Below are 18,051 nucleotides of genomic sequence, written 5' to 3'. Positions count from 1 at the left end.
GCCATGCCGCGCCGCGCTTGCCAAAAACCCCGTTTTCAGAGTAGAATTTCGGGTTGCTTGAATTTGGTTTTTGAGCAACGTAACAAATCCTTAATTTTTTAAACGCGAATCCGGTCGCCAAGGGTGCCTGTCAAAGGGTGACTGATCGGATTCCAGACCCAAACCCTGGAGCTAATATGTCCGTAACTATGCGTGAAATGCTGGAAGCCGGTGTCCACTTCGGTCACCAAACCCGTTTCTGGAACCCAAAGATGGCTCCGTTCATCTTCGGCCACCGCAACAAAATCCACATCATCAACCTGGAAAAAACCATGGGCATGTACCAGGAGGCGATGAAGCACGTTCGCCAACTGGCATCGAGCCGTGGTACCATCCTGATGGTGGGCACCAAGCGTCAAGCGCGCGAAATCATCGCTGCTGAAGCGCAACGTGCCGGCGTTCCTTACGTTGACCAGCGTTGGCTGGGCGGCATGCTGACCAACTTCAAAACGATCAAGACCTCGATCAAGCGCCTGAAAGACATGGAAGCGCAAGTCGAAGACGGTTCCGTTGAGAAGCTGTCGAAAAAAGAAGCGCTGATGTTCAGCCGCGAAATGGTCAAGCTGCAAAAGTCCATCGGCGGTATCAAGGAAATGGGCGGCGTTCCTGACGCAATCTTCGTCGTGGACGTTGGCTACCATAAAGGCGCCATCACCGAAGCCGCTAAACTGGGCATCCCAGTTATCGGCGTGGTCGATACCAACCACTCCCCAGAAGGCGTAACCTACGTCATTCCAGGCAACGACGACTCCTCGAAAGCGATCACGCTGTACGCTCGCGGTGTTGCCGATGCAATCCTCGAAGGCCGCGCGAATTCGAGCGCCGACGTGCTGGAAACGATCAAGGCCGCAGCTGGCGACGAGTTCGTAGAAGTCAGCGAACAAGCCTAATTGGCCGCCTGCCGCAAGGCAGGCATCCAAGCAGCAAATCAGTAGTTTAAAAGGGGTGGCATCTGCTCCCCCTTTTTTTTAACGACAGCGTATGGGCGTGCCGGCTTGCGAGCCACCCCATACCACTCACCGAACACACAGGAGAATTACATGGCAGCTATTACTGCAGCGATGGTAGGCGAACTGCGCGCGAAAACCGACGCGCCTATGATGGAATGCAAAAAAGCTCTGACCGAAGCCGAAGGCAATATGGACAAAGCGGAAGAGCTGCTGCGCGTTAAGCTGGGCGGCAAGGCTTCCAAAGCATCCTCGCGCATCACCGCCGAAGGCGTGGTGGCAACTTACATCGCCAACGGCGTTGGCGCGCTGATCGAAGTGAACTCCGAGACCGACTTCGTTGCCAAAAACGACGACTTCCTGAACCTGGCCAACACCGCGGCCCGCCTGGTTGCTGAAAACAACCCAGCCACCGTGGAAGCCCTGCTGGCCCTGCCAGCCGGCGAAGGCAAGACCCTGGACGAAGTGCGCACCGCCCTGATCGGCAAAATCGGCGAAAACATGTCGATCCGCCGCTTCCAGCGTTTCGAAACCACCGCCAAGCTGGCGTCGTACCTGCACGGTACCCGCATCGGCGTGATGGTTGAGTTCGAAGGCGCGGACGATCAGGTTGGCAAAGACGTGGCCATGCACATCGCTGCAATGAAGCCAGTGTCGCTGTCGGCCGACCAGGTTCCTGCCGAACTGATCGAAAAAGAGCGCTCGGTTGCGCAAGCCAAAGCTGACGAAGATGCAGCCCAGGCCGCAGCCGCCGGCAAGCCAGCCCAGTCGGCTGACATCGTTGCCAAGCGTCTGGAAGGTTCGGTACAGAAGTTCCTGAAAGAAGTGTCCCTGCTGAACCAGGCCTTCGTCAAGAACGACAAGCAAACCATCGAAGCCATGCTGAAAGCCAACAACGCATCCGTGAAAGCGTTCACGATGTACGTGGTAGGCGAAGGCATCGAGAAGAAGGTAGACGATTTCGCTGCTGAAGTTGCAGCGCAAATGGCTGCCTCCAAAGGCGCATAATTAAAAGCGGGCCGCAAGGCCCGTTTTTTTAAGCCCAAACCACTCGCTGGTAAGCTAGCGGGTGGTGCAGTAACCGGCGGTACAGGTATCATAATGTTATCAGCCGGCAGAACGACCCGAATAAACCCAACTAAGGAGCCCCAGCTCATGTCAAAACCAGCCTACAAGCGCGTCCTCCTCAAATTGTCCGGTGAAGCCCTGATGGGCGACGATGCCTACGGCATCAACCGCGGCACGATCGAGCGCATGGTGGCCGACGTGGCCGCTGTCGCGAACCTGGGCGTGGAAGTGGCGGTGGTGATCGGCGGCGGCAATATCTTCCGTGGCGTGGCGCCCGGCGCCCAAGGCATGGACCGCGCCACTGCGGACTACATGGGCATGCTGGCCACCGTGATGAACGCGCTGGCCCTGGGCGACGCGCTCAAGCACGCCGGCGTGACCGCGCGCGTGATGTCGGCCATCGGCATCGATCAGGTGGTCGAGCCCTATGTGCGCCCGAAGGCGCTGCAATACCTGGAAGAGGGCAAGGTTATCGTGTTCGCCGCAGGCACCGGCAACCCCTTCTTCACCACCGATACCGCCGCAGCCCTGCGCGGCTCGGAAATCAGCGCCGAAATCGTGCTGAAAGCCACCAAGGTGGATGGCATTTACACTGCCGACCCGAAAAAAGACCCGAACGCGACGCTGTACCATACCATTTCGTTCGATGAAGCCATCGCCAAGCACCTGCAAGTGATGGATGCCACCGCATTCGCACTGTGCCGCGACCAGAAATTGCCGATCAAAGTGTTCTCCATCACCAAGCCAGGCGCGCTGATGCGCGTGATTATGGGCGAGGATGAGGGTACACTGGTTCACGTTTGATTATTATTCAAGCTTATTTTCAAGATACTGCTTTAAATACAGGAGCACAGCATGTCCGTAGCTGACGTTAAAAAGAACGCGCAAGACCGCATGATCAAGTCGATCGAGACGCTCAAGGCCGACCTGGCCAAAGTGCGTACCGGCCGCGCCCACACCGGCATTCTCGACCACGTGATGGTGGAATACTATGGCAACCCAACCCCGCTGAGCCAGGTGGCCAACCTGACGCTGGTTGACGCCCGCACCATCGGCGTAACGCCGTTCGAGAAGAAGATGGGCGCCACCATCGAGAAAGCCATCCGCGATGCGGACCTGGGCCTGAACCCGTCCTCGCAGGGCGACCAGATCCGCGTGCCGACCCCGGCCCTGACGGAAGAGCGCCGCAAGGAAATGGTCAAGCTGGTCAAGAGCGAAGGCGAAGACGCCAAGATCGCCGTGCGCAACATCCGCCGCGACGCCAACGAATCGCTGAAAAAGCTGGTGAAAGACAAGGCCATCTCGGAAGACGACGAGCGCCGTGGTTCGGACGACATCCAGAAGCTGACCGACAAGGCCATCGTCGACATCGACAAGCTGCTGGTCGAAAAAGAGAAGGAAGTGCTGACCGTTTAAGCAGCACGGCAGGCCGGGGTCAGACCCCGGCGGGTCTGACCCCAGGTTTCCGCCTGGGGTTTTTGCGTTTGACACATACTTGGCTTTAGAGTTCATGAAATATTCGAGTTCGACGACTGCGGTTCCGGATGCGCCCAAGGTGCCCCGCCACGTTGCCATCATCATGGATGGCAATGGGCGCTGGGCCACCAAGCGCTTTCTGCCGCGTGTCGCCGGCCACGTCAAAGGCGTGGAAGCGGTGCGCAATGTGGTGGAGGGCTGCGCGCTGCGCGGCGTGGAATACGTGACCCTGTTCGCCTTCAGTTCCGAGAACTGGCGCCGGCCGGAAGAGGAAGTGTCGCTGCTGATGCGATTGTTCGTCACCGCGCTCGAGCGCGAGGTGTCCAAGCTGCACGCCAATAACATCCGCCTGAAGGTGGTGGGCGACCTGAGCCGCTTCGACGAGAAGCTGCGCGGCATGATCTCCGCCGCCGAACGCAAGACCGCCAACAACACCCGCCTGACCGTCACCATCTGCGCCAACTACGGCGGCCGCTGGGACATCATGCAGGCCGTCGGCAAAATGGTGGCGGCCCATCCGGGCGCGGCCGACTTCAGCGAAGAACAGCTGGCGCCGCACCTGGCCATGGCCTACGCGCCCGAGCCGGACCTGTTCATCCGCACCGGCGGCGAGGAACGCATTTCCAACTTCCTGCTGTGGCAGCTGGCTTACACCGAGCTGTACTTCACCGACACCTACTGGCCCGATTTCACCATCGAGAGCCTGGACGCGGCCATCGCGTCTTACCAGAACCGGGAGCGCCGCTTCGGCCGCACCGGGGACCAACTGGCTGAAAAGACCACCTGATGCTGAAAACCCGCATTATCACTGCCGTCCTCCTGCTGGCCGTCCTGCTGCCGGTGCTGTTCTTCAACTACTACCCGGCCGTGGCCGTGGTGGTGCTGGCCTTCTTCGGCGCGGCGGTGTGGGAAAGCTTCCGCCTGTTCAAGTCGCCCCGTCCGCTGCTGTCGGCCGTGGTCTGGGCCGCCGCCTTCGGCTACACCTTCCTGCTGCACGGCCTGAGCGGCCCGGTCACGTTCTGGCTGCTGCTGGGCTTCGCCATCTGGCTGCTGCGCTTCACGCCCACGCTGTACACCGGCCTGCCGCCGCTGGAAGGCATGGGCAACACCATGCTCAGCCTGGTGTACCCGATTACGCTGGTGAGCTGCTTCGTGGCTATCCTGGCGCTGTACCTGAAGTCGCCGCTGTTCCTCATTTCCGCCATGGCGCTGGTGTGGATCGCCGACATCGGCGCCTACTTCAGCGGCAAGGCTTTCGGCAAGCGCAAGCTGGCGCCGTCCATCTCGCCGGGCAAGTCCTGGGAAGGCGCCATCGGCGGCGCCATTGCCGTGGTGCTGCTGTCGGCGCTGACGGTGCTGCTGGCGCCGTCCGTGGGCTGGCTGCAGGATACCTTCGTGGTGTACCTGCAGGCCAAGCGCGGCTGGGGACTGACCGTTGTGATCCTGGTGGTGATTTGCGCGTTCAGCGTGATCGGCGACCTGTTTGAATCCATGCTCAAGCGCCGCGCAGGCGTCAAGGACAGCAGCAAGCTGTTGCCGGGCCACGGCGGTGTGCTGGACCGTATCGACGCGCTGGTGCCGGTGCTGCCGCTGGCCGCGCTGATTGCCGGCTGGGCTTGATGGGCTCGGCGGGTTACGGCTGCGCCTAACCCGCCCTACGAATATACACGGGTGAGAGTGCATCCGTAGGGCGGGTTAGCGCGCCGCGCGTAACCCGCCAAGATTGGCCACAGAAGGAAGAAGTATGCAACGCATCACCATATTAGGCGCCACCGGCTCCATCGGCGTGTCCACGCTGGACGTGCTGGCGCGCCACCCCGAGCGCTACTCGGTCTACGCGCTGAGCGCGCACAGCCGGGTGGAAGAGCTGGCCGCGCAGTGCGCGCAATTCAAACCCGCGCGCGCCGTGGTCGGCACCGCCGCCGCCGCCGCCCAGCTGCAAGCGCTGCTGCAGGCGCAAGGCCTGCGCACCGAAGTCGAATACGGCGAGGCCGCCTTGTGCGCCATCGCCAGCGCCGCTGAAACCGATACCGTCATGGCCGCCATCGTCGGCGCCGCCGGCCTGGCCCCCACGCTGGCCGCCGCCCGCGCCGGCAAGAAGGTGCTGCTGGCTAACAAGGAAGCGCTGGTCATGTCCGGCCAGCTGTTCATGGACGCGGTGCACGAGAGCGGGGCGGTGCTGCTGCCCATAGACAGCGAGCACAACGCCATCTTCCAGTGCTTGCCGCAGCACTACAGCCGCGTGCCGGGCGCTTCCGGCGTCACCAAGATTTTGCTGACCGCATCCGGCGGCCCATTCCTCAAGCGCGCCGTCGATACGCTGGACACGGTCACGCCGGACGAGGCCTGCAAGCACCCGAAATGGTCCATGGGCCGCAAGATTTCGGTCGACTCGGCCACCATGATGAACAAGGGCCTGGAAGTGATCGAGGCGCACTGGCTGTTCGGCGCCAGCGCCGAGCGGATCGAAGTGGTGATCCATCCGCAGTCCGTGGTGCATTCCATGGTGTCCTACAACGACGGCTCGGTGCTGGCCGAGCTGGGCAACCCCGACATGCGCACCCCGATCGCGCACGCGCTGGCCTACCCGGAGCGCATCGCCTCCGGCGTGGCGCAGCTGGACCTGGCGCAAGTGGGCACGCTGCAGTTCGAGCGCCCCGACTTCGTGCAGTTCCCCTGCCTGGCGCTGGCGTTTGACGCGCTCAAGGCCGGCGGCACCGCGCCCGCGCTGCTGAACGCGGCCAACGAGGTGGCGGTGGCCGCCTTCCTCGACGGCCGCATCGGCTTCCGCCAGATCGACCGCGTGATCGCGCGCGTGATGGACGAGCTGCCGCACGGCGCGGCCGCCAGCATCGCCGCCGTGATGGAGCAGGACGGCCTGGCCCGCGCCGCTGCGGAACGCTTTATCGCCAGTCTGCGCGCACAATGACCTTCCTCACGACCCTGCTGGCTTTCGCGGTCGCGCTGGGATCGCTGATCATCTTCCATGAGCTGGGCCACTACTGGGTGGCGCGCTGGTGCGGCGTGAAAGTGCTGCGCTTCTCGGTGGGCATGGGCAAGGTGGTGTGGTCGCGCCGCATCGGCCCGGACCAGACCGAATGGGCCGTGTCCGCGCTGCCGCTGGGCGGCTACGTCAAGATGCTGGACAGCCGCGAGCCCGACACCGGCCCGCTGTCCGAGGCGGACAAGCTGCGCGAATTCACGCGCCAGAACGTGTGGAAGCGCATCGCCATCGTGGCGGCCGGCCCGCTGGCCAACTTCCTGCTCGCCATTTTCCTGTTCGCAGGCCTGTACATGGCCGGCATCGCCGAACCTTCCTCCAAGATTGCGCCGCCCGCCAGCGACAGCGCGGCCTACGCGGCCGGCCTGCAGGGCGGCGACATCGTCACCGCCGTGAACGGCGAACGCGTGCGCGTGTGGTCCGACCTGCGCTGGGCCGTGATCCAGGCCGCCATCGACAAGCGCGGCATGGAGCTGGACGTGGACCGTCCCGGCAGCGGGCGCCGCACGCTGCGCATGCCCGCCAGCGCCATGGCCGGCATGGACCTGGAGTCCGACGTGGCCGGCAAGCTGGGCTTCGGCCTGGCGCGTCCGCCCGCGCTGCTGGGCGAGATCCTGCCGGGCAGCGCCGCCGAGCGCGCCGGCCTGCGCAGCGGCGACCTGATTACCGCCATCGACGGCAAGCCGCTGCAGGACTGGGTGGACTTCATCACCGTGGTGCGCGCCTCGAATGGCAACACCTTGATTATGCAGGGCCTGCGCGGCGGGCAGCCGTTTGAATTGCGCGTCACGCCGGACGTGGAGCGTAAAGGATCTGTAACAGTCAGTAAGATCGGCGCTTACGCCGGACAAGGCCCGGATATGATCGAAGTGACCGCCGGTCCGGTGGAGGCGGTGGGCAAGGGCGCCGCCAAGGTGTGGGACACCAGTGTGCTGACCCTGAAAATGATAGGGAAAATGGTGGTGGGCGAGGTCTCGTGGAAGAACGTCACCGGCCCTATCACGATCGCCGATTATGCCGGGCAAACCGCGCGGATAGGCGCTGCCAGCTACCTGAGCTTCATCGCGTTTATTAGTATCAGTCTCGGGGTGATGAATTTGCTACCGATTCCCGTTCTTGATGGTGGACTTTTACTGTATTATTCGCTGGAAGTTTTAACCGGGCGTCCTGTGCCGGAGCGTTTCGGCGAGATAGCGCAGCGACTGGGCGTTGGCCTGCTGGTGACATTAATGGCACTGGCGGTATTTAACGACGTGGTGCGCCTGCTTTAAATGTAGTTCCGTGATTTGAGCCATTGAATACCGCCAATGAAATTATATTCTGACCGTTTTGCCTTGCCTTCCTTTCGCCGCAGCCTGATCGGCGCCGCCGCCCTGGCACTCTGCTCCGGCAGCGCGTTCGCCATCAATCCATTCGTCGTGAAGGACATCCGTGTCGAAGGCATCCAGCGCACGGAGGCAGGCACGGTGTTCAGCTACCTGCCTGTGCGCGTGGGCGAAACCTTCGACGACAAAAAGAGCGTGGCCGCCATCAAGGGCCTGTACGGCTCGGGCATTTTCAAGGACGTGCGCCTGGAGCAGGACGGCGACGTGCTGGTGGTGATCGTCGAGGAACGTCCCGCGATCGCCAAGGTGGATTTCACCGGCACCAAGGAATTTGAAAAAGACATGCTGGTCAAGGCGCTGAAGGACATCGGCGTGGGCGAAGCGAAGACTTTCGACAAAGCGTCGGTGGACCGCGCCGAGCAGGAGCTCAAGCGCCAGTACCTGTCGCGCGGCCTGTACGGCGTGAAAGTGACCACCACCGTGACCCCGATCGAGCGCAACCGCGTGAACATCGTGTTCGCCGTGGACGAGGGCGAGATCGCCAAGATCAAGCAGATCAACATCGTCGGCAACAAGGCCTTCTCGGACAAGGAACTGCGCGAGAACCTGGCGCTCAACACCGGCGGCTGGTTCAGCTGGTACACCAAGGCCAACCAGTACTCCAAGACCAAGCTGACCGGCGACCTGGAATCGCTGAAGTCCTTCTACCTGAACCGCGGCTACATCGAGATGCAGGTCGAATCGACCCAGGTGTCGATCACCCCGGACAAGAAGGACATCTACATCACCATCAACGTGAGCGAAGGCGAGAAGTACAAGGTCGCCGACTACAAGTTTGAAGGCGAGATGTTCGGCCGCGAGGACGAGCTGCGCCAGCTGGTGCTGCTGCGCAAAGGCGAAATCTATTCCGGCGAGCGCCTGACCGCCACCAACAAGCTGATCACCGACCGCCTGGGCACCTTCGGCTACGCCTTCGCCAACGTGAACGTGGACCCGCAGATCGACCGCGAAAAGCGTGAAGTGAGCTTCACCTTCCTGATCGACCCGGGCAAGCGCGCCTATGTGCGCCACATGAACATCGCCGGCAACACCAGCACCCGCGACGAGGTTATCCGCCGCGAGTTCCGCCAGTTCGAGTCGTCCTGGTACGACGCCAACAAGATCAAGCTGACCCGCGACCGCGTGGACCGCCTGGGCTACTTCAAGGACGTGACCATAGACACGCCTGAAGCGCAAGGCACCTCGGACCAGGTGGACGTGCAGCTGACCGTGGTGGAAAAACCGACCGGCAACTTCCAGATCGGCGGCGCGTTCTCGCAGGCGGAGAAGTTCACCTTCTCGGCGTCTATCCAGCAGGCCAACTTTGCCGGTTCGGGCAACACCGTCGGCATCAACCTGAACACCAGCAAGTACAGCCGCACCATCGAGTTCTCGAACACCAATCCGTACTACACGGATGATGGCGTGAGCCGCTCGTTCGACCTGTACATCCGCACGCTGAACCCGCCCGCGCTGAACATCGGTTCCTACACGATTAAACAGCACGGCGGCCGTATCAGCTGGGGCGTGCCGTTCTCCGAAGTGGACACCGTGTTCTTCGGCGCAGGCCTGGAACGCTCGTCCATCACCACCGACGAGACCAGCCCGATCCGCTACCAGGACTATGTGCGCGACATCACCGGCAGTCCGGTGGGCACCGCCAAGACCATCGCCGTGCCGCTGACCGCCGCCTGGGCGCGCGACAGCCGCGACAGCGCCTTGACCCCGACCATCGGCCAGTACCAGCGCGTCAACCTGGAACTGGACGTGGTAGGCCAGTCGAAGTACTTCCGCGCCGTGTACGAGCACCAGCTGTTCAAGCCACTGCACCCGAAAGTCACGCTGGCCCTGAAGGGCGAGATCGACTACGGCCACGGTATCGGCGACAAACCTTACCCGGTGTTCAAGAACTTCTACGGCGGCGGTATCGGTTCGGTGCGCGGCTACCTGAGCTCCTCGCTCGGTATCGTGGACACCCGCTACGGCGACGCCCTGGGCGGCGCCTCGCGCCTGATCGGCAATGCCGAACTGCAGATGCCGTTCCCGGGTTCCGGCCAGGACCGCAGCCTGCGCTGGTTCGGCTTCCTCGACGGCGGCCAGGTCTACCAGGAAGGCCAGAAGATGCGCATCTCCGAGCTGCGCTTCTCCACCGGCCTGGGCGTGAACTGGATTTCCCCGGTGGGCCCGCTGAAGTTGAGTTATGCTAAGCCTTTGAATGCCAAACCCGGCGACCGCCTGGAACGTTTCCAGTTCCAGATGGGTAACGGGTTCTAATACGGAGAAACACCTTGAAGACTGCTTCCGCTACCGCATCGGCCAAGGCCGCCAAATACCTTGCCGTGCTTGCACTCGGCTTGAGTGCTTTGGCGCCGGCGCAAGCGCAGTCGTCCAAGATTGCGTGGCTTAGCACCGAGCGGATTTACAACGAGTCGCGCCTGGCCAAGCTGGCCGGCGACAAGCTGGCCGAGGAGTTCAAAGGACGCGAGAAAGCCATGCAGGACCTGGCCTCGCGCCTGAAAGCCGCCTCGGAGAAGCTGGAAAAAGAACTGCCCGCGCTGGGCGAAGCCGACCGCGTGAAGCGGCAGCGCGAGTACTTCGAGCTGGATAAAGAGTTCCAGCGCCGCCAGCGCGAGTTCCGCGAGGATTTGAACCAGCGCACCAACGAGGAGCGCGCCGTCATTTCCGACAAGGCGACCCTGATCATCAAGCAGCTGGCGCAGACCGAAGGCTTCGACATCGTTCTGCAGGACGCGGTGTGGGCCAGCCCGCGCATCGACATCACCGAGAAGGTGCTGGCGGCGCTCGACAAAAACAAATAAACATAGATTGGAACACCCCGATGGGCACTCGACTAGGAGAATTGGTCGAACGCTTGGGCGGGCAGCTGGTAGGCGATGCGGCGCTGGAAGTATCCGGCATCGCGCCACTGGCGGACGCCGGCGTTTCGCACATCAGCTTTCTCAGCAATAGCAAATTCCGCGCGCAGGCCGGCCAGAGCAAGGCCGCCGCGCTGATCGTCTCCGCACAGGACGACGAGACCGTGGCCGCGACCTACCAGGGCGCGCGCATCATCGTCAAAAACCCCTATGTGTACTTCGCCCGCGCGGCGCAATACTTCGAGTCGCTGACGGCCATCGTGCCCGAGCCGGGCGTGCACGCCATGGCGGCGGTGCATGCCACGGCCAAGGTGGACCCGACGGCGCATATCGGTCCCTTCGTGACGGTGGAGGCGGGCGCGGTGATCGGCCCCGGCGCCGTCATCGACCACGGCTGCTTCGTGGGCCGCGACGCGCAGGTGGGCGAGGGCACGCACTTCTTCGCCAACGTGACCTTCCATGCGCGCTGCATCATTGGCAAGCGCGGCATCATCCATTCGGGCGCCGTGATCGGCACCGACGGCTTCGGCTTTGCCAACGAGGGCGGCGTCTACATCAAGATCCCGCAGACCGGCCGCGTGGTCATTGGGGACGACGTGGACATCGGCGCCAACACCACGGTGGACCGCGGCGCGCTGGCAGACACCATTATTGAAGACGGCGTGAAGCTGGACAACCAGATCCAGATCGGCCACAACTGCGTGATCGGCGCGCACACCGCCATGGCCGGCTGCGTCGGCGTGGCGGGCAGCGCCATCATCGGCAAGTACTGCACCTTCGGCGGCGCCGCCATGGTGCTGGGCCACCTGAAAATCGTGGACGGCGTGCATGTCTCGTCCGGCAGCATGGTATCGCGTTCGATACTGGAGCCGGGCCAGTACACCGGCTTCTATCCGTTGGCAAAAAACGCCGATTGGGAAAAATCTGCCGCCATAGTCCGCAATTTGCCGGGAATGCGCGATAAAATCCGCGCTCTCGAAAAAAATATTAAAACCAAAGACGAATCATGACCACTACCGAAAACAAAACGATGGATATCTGCGAGATCAAGGCCTACCTGCCGCATCGCTATCCGCTGCTGCTGGTTGACCGCGTTCTGAACTACGAAGAGAACAAGTCCATCACCGCCATCAAGAACGTCACCGTCAACGAAGAATTCTTCAACGGCCACTTCCCGCACAAGCCGGTCATGCCGGGCGTGCTGATGATCGAAGCGATGGCGCAGACCGCCGCGCTGCTGTCGTTCAAGTCCATGGGCATCAAGCCGGACGAGAACTCGGTGGTCTACTTCGTCGGCATCGACGGCGCGCGTTTCAAGCGCCCGGTCGGCCCTGGCGACCAGCTGAAGATGGACGTGGAAATCCTGCGCGTGGCGCGCGGCATCTGGAAATACAAGGCGGTCGGCACCGTCGATGGCCAGACCGCGGTGGAAGCTGAACTGATGTGCACCATCCGCAGCACCGCCGACGCGAGCCAGCCAGCGGGGCAGTAATGAGCAACATTCACGCAACCGCCATCGTTGACCCGAAAGCGCAGCTCGACAGCAGCGTGACGGTCGGCCCGTACTCGGTGATCGGCCCGAATGTGAGCATCGCTGCCGGCACCAAGGTGGGGCCGCACGTGGTGATCGAAGGCCACACCACCATAGGCCGCGACAACGTGCTGTTCCAGTTCTCGTCCATCGGCGCCGCGCCGCAGGACAAGAAATGGGCCGGCGAGCCGACCCGCCTGGAGATCGGCGACCGCAACACCATCCGCGAATTCTGCACCTTCAACACCGGCACGGTGCAGGACAAGGGCGTGACCCGGCTCGGCAACGACAACTGGATCTCGGCCTATGTCCACCTGGCGCACGACTGCGTGGTGGGCAACAACACCATCTTCTCGAACAACGCCCAGATCGCGGGCCACGTGGAGATTGGCGACTGGGTCATCATGAGCGGCTTCGCCAATGTGCACCAGTTCTGCAAGATCGGCGCGCACGCCTTCGTCGGCATGAGCACCAGTCTGACCCAGGACGTGCCGCCTTTCGTGCTGCTGAACGGTAATCCGGCGGCGGCGCACGGCGTCAACATCGAAGGCCTGAAACGCCGCGGCTTCACCCGCGAGCAGATCAACGCCATCCGCGCCGCGTACAAAACGCTGTATCGCTCCGGCCTGACGCTGGAGGAGGCCAAGGCCGCCATGATCGAACAGGAGAATGCCCTGGCCGAGGACGTGGCAGTGCACGCGCGCGCCATGCGCGAGTTCCTCGATACGGCGAATCGTGGCATCGTCCGCTGACATATCGGTAGCCATCGTCGCCGGGGAACCGTCCGGCGACGTGCTGGCCGCGCGCCTGCTGTCCGGGCTGCGGCCGCAGCTGCCGCAGGCGCGCTTCCACGGCATAGGCGGCCCGGCGATGATGGAGCACGGCTTCGAGTCGCAATGGCCCATGGACAAGCTGACCGTGCGCGGCCTGCTGGCCGTGATTCCCCGCTACCGCGAAATCAAGGGCATACAGAACATGCTGCGCGACCAGCTGCTGGCCCAGCGGCCGGACGTCTTTATCGGCGCCGACTACCCGGGCTTCAACCTGGGGCTGGAAATGCAGCTGAAGGCGGCTGGCATTCCCACCGTGCACTACATCGGGCCTCAGATATGGGCCTGGCGCGGCGGACGCATCAAGAAAATCATCAAGGCGGTGTCGCACATGCTGGTGGTATTCCCCTTCGAGGAGGAGATCTACCGCAAGGCGGGCGTGCCGGTGAGCTATGTGGGCCACCCGCTGGCCGAGCTGGTGCCGCTGGTGCCGGACGAGGCGGGCGCGCGGCGCCTGCTGGGCCTGCCGGAAGACGCCAACGTGGTCACCATTATGCCGGGCAGCCGCATGTCCGAGATCAAGTACAACACGGTTGCCTTTATGAAGGCGGCACGTTTGCTGCAGAAGCGTGACCGTTCGCTGAAGTTCGTGGCGCCGATGGCGGGCGAGAAGCAGCGTCAGTATTTCCTGCAACTGGTGTCCGAAGCCGGCCTGCAGGACGTGGAGATCAAGCTGCTGGACGGCCAGTCGCACACCGCCATTGCGGCGGCGGACGCGGTGATGGTCGCCTCCGGCACGGCGTCGCTGGAAGTGGCGCTGTTTAAAAAGCCGATGGTGATCGCTTATAAGATGATGGCGCTGGAATGGCAGATTTTGCGGCATTTTGGCTACCAGCCGTGGATAGGCCTGCCGAATATCCTGGCGCGCGACTTCCTGGTGCCCGAGCTGCTGCAGGACGCGGCCAGTCCGGAAAACCTGGCCGAAGCCATGTGGCGCCAGCTGAGCGACGCGCCGCACCGCCTGCACCTGGCGGAGCGCTTTACGGAAATGCACCACAGCCTGCTGCGCAACAGCGCGCAGGAAAGCGCGGCGGCAGTCATGAAAGTATTGAAGAAATGAAGACCCAACAAGCCGGCCTGTTCGACGATCTGCCCCGTTCGCTGGAAGAAATCATCTGCGGCGTGGACGAGGCAGGGCGCGGGCCGCTCGCCGGCCCGGTCTACGCCGCCGCAGTCATCCTGCACCCGGACCGCCCGATTGAAGGCCTGCGCGACTCGAAAAAGCTGACCGAAGCCAAGCGCGACGCGCTGGCGCCGCTGATCAAGGCGCAGGCGATGGCCTGGGCCATCGCCGAGGCGTCGGAAGCGGAAATCGACAAGATCAACATCCTGCAGGCCAGCATGCTGGCCATGAAGCGCGCCGTGGAGGCGCTCAGCGTGCCGCCCACGCTGGCCCTGATCGACGGCAACCGCTGCCCGGTGCTGAAAATCCAGGCCATCGCCATTATCGGCGGCGACGACAAGGAAGACGCCATTTCGGCCGCCTCCATCCTGGCCAAGACCGCGCGCGACGCGGCGCTGGTGCAGCTGCACGCCGCCTACCCGCAGTACGCCTTCGACCAGCACAAGGGCTACGGCACCGCGCTGCACCTGGAGCGCCTGCGCGAGCACGGCCCGTCGCCGGTGCACCGCCGCTCCTTCGCGCCCGTGCGCGAACTGCTGTTTGTTAAAGATTTGCTATGAAAACCATCACCTCGCGCGACAACGCGCAATACAAAGACCTGAAGCACCTGGCCACCAGCTCGCAGGCGCGCAAAAAGGCCGGCCAGACGCTGCTGGACGGCGTGCACCTGTGCCAGGCCTACCTGGAGCTGCGCGGCCTGCCGGTGCAATGCATCGTCAGCGAAACTGCGCTGAACAACCCGGAAGTGGCGGACATCGTCGGCAAAATCGAACATCAGCGCGGCCACACCATCGCCTTGCCGGACGCGCTGTACAACGCCGTCAGCCAGGTTGAGCATGGCGTGGGCGTGATGTTCCAGATCGACACCCCCGAACGCGCCGTGCCGGACGCCATGACGGTGTCCGCCGTCCTGCTGGACAATGTGCAGGATCCCGGCAACGTGGGTTCCATCCTGCGCAGCGCGGCTGCCGCCGGCATCAAGCAGGTTTATTGCAGCGGCGGCACGGCGTTCTGCTGGTCGCCGAAAGTGCTGCGCGCGGCCATGGGGGCGCACTTTGTGCTCGACATCTTTGAAAACGTGGACCTGGCGCCGCTCATGGCCGCCTCCAGGATCCCCACGCTGGCCACCAGCGGCTATGCCCGCACCCGGCTCTATGACGCCGACCTGAGCAAGCCTGTGGCCTGGATATTCGGCCACGAAGGGCAGGGCGTGGCCGACGACTTGCTGTCGCTGGCGACGCAAACCGTGGTCATTCCCCATCTCGGCCAGGTGGAGTCCCTGAACGTGGCCGCATGTGCGGCAGTATGCTTTTTCGAGCAAGTCAGGCAGAATCAGCAGTAATTAAAAAGTTTCTCTGGAGCAGGCATGGACATCGCGCAGTTGCAGTTTCTGGTAGCTGAAGGGGAGCCCGGCCAGCGCCAGGCGCTGGTGGATATGCTGCGCCGCCTGGGCGCCACCCAGGTTGCCGACGCCCCGGACGGCCACGCAGCCCTGCGCCACCTCAGCACCGGCTTCGTTCCGGCAGTCAATATCGCCATTCTGGACCTCGCTTTGCCGGGCATGGACGCGCTTGAATTGATACGCCGCCTAGCCGAAGCGGGCAGCCGCGCCGGTATTATTGTTGCAGGCGCGCAAAAATCCGATGTGCTGTTCTCTGTCGAAACCATGGCCCAGGCATATGGCGTCGATTTATTGGGCGCCATAGCGAAACCGGTGGGCGAGCAGCGGCTGCAAACCTTAATCTCCAATTACAGCGTTCCCGGCGTATCCCCGCATGGGCATGGCGGCCCGAGTTTCGGTTTTGCCGAAGTGGGACGCGGACTGCAGGCGCGTGAATTCGATCCCTTCTTCCAGCCGAAAATTGAATTGGAAACCGGCCAGGTAAAAGGGCTGGAAATGTTTGCCCGCTGGCGCCATCCGGAACTCGGCGTATTGGGACCGGCGGCATTTATGCGCGCACTGGAAGAAAATGGTCGCATCGATTTTCTCGACTGGAGCATGATAGAGAAATCGGTCGCCGCCTGCCGCTCGCTGCACGATAAAGGCATTCCCATTTCTGTTTCCATTAATGTGGACCAGGCGACATTGGCGCACCCGCAATTCGTCGCGCAAATGGAAGCCTGCCTCGCACGCCACCGTATTCTGGCCGATTATATTACTTTCGAAATGACCGAATCGGCAGTGCTGTCGGCCGAGCCGCATTTCCTTGAGCGCCTTTTGCGTCTTCGCATGCAGGGTTTTGGATTGGCTATCGACGATTACGGCACGGGCCGCTCCAATCTTCAATTGCTGGCGGCCGTGCCATTTACCGAATTGAAAATCGACCGCAGTTTTGTCGATGGCGCGTCGCGCAAGCGCGCCATTAGCACGGTATTGAAATCCTGTTTAACCCTGGCGCGCAGCCTGGACCGCCGTTCTGTTGCCGTCGGCGTGGAAACCAAACAGGATTGGGATTTCCTCCAGGGCCTGGGCTGCACTTATGCCCAAGGTTATTACATCGCAAAGCCCATGCCGGTCGAGGAATTCCCCGATTGGCTGAACGACTGGCGCCAGTTCTTCTGATCCCCAAGTAGTTCCAGGTATTGTCCGAGCGGCCGCAGAGATGCGGCCGCTGTCGTTTCATAGGCAGATCAAGCCAGATTCTGGCGCGAACAAGCCAGATTCGGGCGTGCGGAGGACAAAACGGTGCACCGTGCGCGCGAGCACAGCCTTTAACGGCGCTTTCGCGGCGTTATGGATTTGGCAGGGGGATACTACGGAGGGCGCTGCTGAATGGCGCCGTCCGCTGCGACGGCGCCGGGTAATGCGGATTAGTACTCGCGCCGGTTAGGCTTGATTTCTTGCAGTATGGTGGTCGAAATCTCTTCGATCGATTTGGTGGTGGAGGACAGCCATCGTATGCCTTCGCGCTTCATCATCATTTCGGCTTCATTGACTTCGTAGCGGCAATTCTCAATGGACGCGTATTTACTTCCGGCGCGGCGTTCATTGCGGATTTCAGCCAGTCGCTCCGGTGTAATGGTCAGGCCGAATATCTTCGATTTGAATTCATAGAGCGACGACGGCAGTTTGCCGCGCTCGAAATCGTCCGGAATCAGCGGGTAATTTGCCGCTTTGATCCCGTATTGCATCGCCAAATATAAACTGGTCGGCGTTTTGCCCGAGCGCGACACGCCCACCAGGATGACATCGGCAGACGACAGGTTTTTATGCGACTGGCCGTCGTCATGCGCCAGCGAGAAATTAATCGCCTCGATACGGTTTTTATATTCTTCGCTGTCGACGATATTGTGCGAGCGGCCGATGGTGTGCGTCGACTTCACGCCCAACTCTTGCTCCAGCGGCGCCACAAAGGTCTGGATCAAATCCATGTGCATGCCGTTGCACTTGCGGATGACCTCGGACAAATCATTCTTCACCAGCGTGGAAAAGATAATCGGCCGCTGGCCGTCGGCCGCTGCGGCTTCATTAATCTTGCGGGCCGCCTCATACGCCTTGTCCAGCGTATCGATGAAGGGCAGGCGGATCTGGCGGAAGCGCAGTTCAAACTGGGTCAGCACCGAGTGGCCGAAAGTTTCGGCGGTAATGCCGGTGCCGTCCGAGACGAAAAAGACGGTACGCGCGGCGGCGGGTAGGGGCGGACGTTGTTCTTGTGTCATGGGGGAGTGCTCAGAGCTATGTTGTGAATCGTCAATTTGCGCCGCAGGCTGTAGAATGCACAGCAACAGTAAGATTGTGCTGCACGATGCCAAGAATAACAAGAATCAATATCGGCCAGCCTGCGTCAAGATTTCT

At 62.2% G+C, this 18,051-nt stretch carries 18 protein-coding genes; 17 read left to right on the top strand and 1 reads right to left on the bottom strand.

Translation table 11 applies throughout. The features are described 5' to 3' along the window. The first annotated feature begins 176 nt into the window (after positions 1-176). The 17 genes from rpsB to KT882_RS18865 all read left to right on the top strand — a co-directional run bounded on the left by rpsB (position 177) and on the right by KT882_RS18865 (position 16,818). The gene (rpsB, locus tag KT882_RS18945) at positions 177-929 is read left to right on the top strand and encodes a 30S ribosomal protein S2 (RefSeq protein WP_161073138.1); all 753 of its coding nucleotides are present in this window, start codon (positions 177-179) and stop codon (positions 927-929) included. A gap of 150 nt (positions 930-1,079) precedes the next feature. Continuing rightward, positions 1,080-1,994, top strand: a complete 915-nt coding sequence (gene tsf, locus KT882_RS18940) for a translation elongation factor Ts (RefSeq protein WP_057157158.1) — start codon at positions 1,080-1,082, stop codon at positions 1,992-1,994. 147 nt (positions 1,995-2,141) lie between these two features. After that, positions 2,142-2,858: a UMP kinase gene (gene pyrH / locus KT882_RS18935; protein WP_161073139.1), complete on the top strand. Its 717-nt coding sequence runs from the start codon at positions 2,142-2,144 to the stop codon at positions 2,856-2,858. A 51-nt stretch (positions 2,859-2,909) separates the two neighbouring features. Continuing rightward, entirely contained in the window at positions 2,910-3,470 is a 561-nt protein-coding gene (gene frr / locus KT882_RS18930) for a ribosome recycling factor (RefSeq protein WP_161073140.1), read from the top strand. Positions 3,471-3,564: 94 nt separating this feature from the next. Next, the gene (uppS, locus tag KT882_RS18925; protein WP_161073141.1) at positions 3,565-4,317 is read left to right on the top strand and encodes a polyprenyl diphosphate synthase; all 753 of its coding nucleotides are present in this window, start codon (positions 3,565-3,567) and stop codon (positions 4,315-4,317) included. Beyond that, the gene (locus KT882_RS18920) at positions 4,317-5,150 is read left to right on the top strand and encodes a phosphatidate cytidylyltransferase (protein WP_228893036.1); all 834 of its coding nucleotides are present in this window, start codon (positions 4,317-4,319) and stop codon (positions 5,148-5,150) included. The genes uppS and KT882_RS18920 overlap by 1 nt, the downstream gene beginning before the upstream one ends. A 124-nt stretch (positions 5,151-5,274) precedes the next feature. After that, on the top strand, positions 5,275-6,459 hold the full coding sequence (ispC, locus tag KT882_RS18915) for a 1-deoxy-D-xylulose-5-phosphate reductoisomerase (RefSeq protein ID WP_228893035.1): 1,185 nt from the start codon (positions 5,275-5,277) through the stop codon (positions 6,457-6,459). Continuing rightward, positions 6,456-7,802 (top strand): RIP metalloprotease RseP, encoded by a 1,347-nt coding sequence (rseP, locus tag KT882_RS18910; protein WP_228893034.1) that lies wholly within the window; start codon positions 6,456-6,458, stop codon positions 7,800-7,802. Before ispC ends, rseP begins: the two co-directional genes overlap by 4 nt. A gap of 36 nt (positions 7,803-7,838) precedes the next feature. Next, a complete protein-coding gene (gene bamA, locus KT882_RS18905; protein ID WP_161073145.1) occupies positions 7,839-10,169 on the top strand; it encodes an outer membrane protein assembly factor BamA in 2,331 nt (776 codons plus the stop codon). A 14-nt stretch (positions 10,170-10,183) separates the two neighbouring features. Beyond that, positions 10,184-10,714: an OmpH family outer membrane protein gene (locus tag KT882_RS18900; protein WP_161073146.1), complete on the top strand. Its 531-nt coding sequence runs from the start codon at positions 10,184-10,186 to the stop codon at positions 10,712-10,714. A 20-nt stretch (positions 10,715-10,734) separates the two neighbouring features. Beyond that, complete coding sequence (lpxD, locus tag KT882_RS18895; RefSeq protein WP_161073147.1) at positions 10,735-11,781, top strand: UDP-3-O-(3-hydroxymyristoyl)glucosamine N-acyltransferase; 1,047 nt, start codon at positions 10,735-10,737, stop codon at positions 11,779-11,781. Next, on the top strand, positions 11,778-12,263 hold the full coding sequence (gene fabZ / locus KT882_RS18890; RefSeq protein WP_161073148.1) for a 3-hydroxyacyl-ACP dehydratase FabZ: 486 nt from the start codon (positions 11,778-11,780) through the stop codon (positions 12,261-12,263). The genes lpxD and fabZ overlap by 4 nt, the downstream gene beginning before the upstream one ends. Next, complete coding sequence (lpxA, locus tag KT882_RS18885; RefSeq protein ID WP_161073149.1) at positions 12,263-13,054, top strand: acyl-ACP--UDP-N-acetylglucosamine O-acyltransferase; 792 nt, start codon at positions 12,263-12,265, stop codon at positions 13,052-13,054. The genes fabZ and lpxA overlap by 1 nt, the downstream gene beginning before the upstream one ends. After that, positions 13,038-14,192: a lipid-A-disaccharide synthase gene (gene lpxB, locus KT882_RS18880; RefSeq protein ID WP_228893033.1), complete on the top strand. Its 1,155-nt coding sequence runs from the start codon at positions 13,038-13,040 to the stop codon at positions 14,190-14,192. The genes lpxA and lpxB overlap by 17 nt, the downstream gene beginning before the upstream one ends. After that, positions 14,189-14,815 carry a ribonuclease HII gene (gene rnhB, locus KT882_RS18875; protein WP_228893032.1) on the top strand — a complete coding sequence of 209 codons (627 nt, stop codon included), beginning with the start codon at positions 14,189-14,191 and terminating at the stop codon, positions 14,813-14,815. Before lpxB ends, rnhB begins: the two co-directional genes overlap by 4 nt. After that, positions 14,812-15,597 (top strand): TrmH family RNA methyltransferase, encoded by a 786-nt coding sequence (locus KT882_RS18870; protein ID WP_161073152.1) that lies wholly within the window; start codon positions 14,812-14,814, stop codon positions 15,595-15,597. Before rnhB ends, KT882_RS18870 begins: the two co-directional genes overlap by 4 nt. A gap of 24 nt (positions 15,598-15,621) precedes the next feature. Then, the gene (locus KT882_RS18865) at positions 15,622-16,818 is read left to right on the top strand and encodes an EAL domain-containing response regulator (protein WP_161073153.1); all 1,197 of its coding nucleotides are present in this window, start codon (positions 15,622-15,624) and stop codon (positions 16,816-16,818) included. Positions 16,819-17,066: 248 nt separating this feature from the next. Here the strand turns inward: KT882_RS18865 and ppsR are convergent, their stop codons facing one another. Then, complete coding sequence (ppsR, locus tag KT882_RS18860) at positions 17,067-17,915, bottom strand: posphoenolpyruvate synthetase regulatory kinase/phosphorylase PpsR (RefSeq protein WP_228896704.1); 849 nt, start codon at positions 17,913-17,915, stop codon at positions 17,067-17,069. Between the last annotated feature and the right edge of the window lie 136 nt (positions 17,916-18,051).

This window comes from Pseudoduganella aquatica, from assembly GCF_020865585.1.
Lineage (GTDB): Bacteria > Pseudomonadota > Gammaproteobacteria > Burkholderiales > Burkholderiaceae_D > Rugamonas > Rugamonas aquatica_A.
This window is presented reverse-complemented; position numbering and strand designations above follow the sequence as displayed.